1 pseudogene is annotated in these 1,079 nt (G+C 64.4%); it reads left to right on the top strand.

Annotated features, from left to right (window positions below):
- Positions 1-47: 47 nt before the first annotated feature.
- A pseudogene (locus AC5Y3Z_RS25495) lies at positions 48-1,079 on the top strand (IS3 family transposase); the annotation flags it as partial.

Here is a 1,079-nt window from a genome sequence, read left to right as displayed (position 1 = left end):
TGGGACTCTGTTGCCCGAGTGCTTGGGCAGGAAGAATCACTAACGACATGGCATCGAACAGGCGCCGGCGGCATACGCCGGATCAGATCATCCGCAAGCTCGCCGAGGGCAACAAGCTGCTCGGGACCGGCCAGGAACTCGGTGAGGTGTGCCGGCACCTGGAGGTCGCGGAATCGACGTGGCATCGCTGGGTGGCGCAGTACGGCGGTATGAAGGCCAACGACGCGAAACGGCTCAAGGAACTTGAAGCCGAGAACGCCCGCCTGAAGAAGCTGGTCGCAAACCAGGCCCTCGATATCGACATGCTCAAGGAGATCTCGTCGGGAAACTTCTGACCCCGAACCGCAAACGCAATGCCGTTGCGGCGCTGCGTGAGCGGTTCGGGGTGTCCGAGCGCCGCGCCTGTGCGGTCGTCGGGTTGCACCGTTCCACGATGCGCCTGACACCGGCACCGGTCACCACCGAGGAGGCCGAGCTGCGGGCCTGGCTGCGCAAATTCTCTACCGACCGCCCTCGCTGGGGATGGCGACGGGCGGCGAAGATGGCCCGCCGAGCCGGCTGGAAGGCCAACAACAAACGCATCCGCCGGTTGTGGCGTGAGGAGGGCCTTCGGGTGCCGCAGCGGCGCCGCAAGAAGCGCCTGACCGGGGTCGGTGTCGTCGTGGGTGCGATGTCCCCGATCCGCCCGAACGTGATCTGGGCGATGGACTTTCAGTTCGACACCACCGCTGATGGGCGCACAGTGAAGATGCTCAACGTCATCGACGAGTTGACCCGCGCAGCACTCGCGATCGAAGTCGATCGATCCATCGACGCCGACGGAGTGGTCGCTGTGCTGGACCGCTTGGCGCTCGTCCACGGGGCGCCGCATTACGTGCGTTTCGACAACGGCCCCGAGTTCGTGGCGTACGCCGTGGCTGATTGGTGCCGATTCAACAGTGCCGGTTCACTTTTCATCGATCCGGGCTCGCCGTGGCAGAACGCCTGAATCGAATCGTTCAACGGACAACTACGCGACGAGCTGCTCAACGCGTGGCGGTTCGATTCGCCGCTGGAAGCCCGGGTAATCATCGAGGACT

The sequence above is a fragment of the Mycobacterium sp. NGS61 genome, from assembly GCF_059812325.1.
Note: the sequence above shows the minus strand (reverse complement) of the source record. Positions and strands in the feature narration are given on the sequence as shown.